The organism is Micromonospora sp. DT4 (assembly GCF_049841675.1).
Lineage (GTDB): Bacteria > Actinomycetota > Actinomycetes > Mycobacteriales > Micromonosporaceae > Micromonospora.
The window spans coordinates 1-407 of the sequence record NZ_JBNCKT010000408.1; the positions used below are offsets into that span (position 1 = coordinate 1).

The 407-nt window shown below is 70.8% G+C and carries 1 protein-coding gene; it reads left to right on the forward strand.

Annotation, left to right across the window (positions count from 1 at the left end):
- Positions 1 to 44: 44 nt before the first annotated feature.
- Positions 45 to 407: hypothetical protein (locus ACLQ24_RS30340; protein ID WP_425895157.1), on the forward strand; the 363-nt coding region annotated here is incomplete at its 3' end.

Below are 407 nucleotides of genomic sequence, written 5' to 3' on the forward strand. Positions count from 1 at the left end.
AGATCCCACAGCCGACGGTCGACCAGGCCGCGATAGCCACCCCTGTGGGCGAACCCGTCGTCTACCCATCCGACGGGATCGCCGCGGCCGCCGAGCCGGACGTCCTCGCGCACTCGGACTCCGAGCAACGCTCAGGTGATGTCGAGAACGCCGAGGCGACCGCGGGGGTTGGTGTCGCGCGGTGGGGTTCGCGGGTGGTGCCGTTTCCTGGTCAGGGTGGCGCGGCGGTGGTGTTGCCGGTTGAGCATGCGGCGGGGTCGGCGGGTGCGGTAATTGGTAAGACGCTGCGGGCTGCCTCGGACGCTGAGAGTGTGGCGGCGCTGCGGTTGCGGCGGGCGGTGCAGGGTTTGCCGCGGTGGGATAGCCAGACGGCGGATTGTGTGTTCCGGGTGGGCGCGGTGTTGACC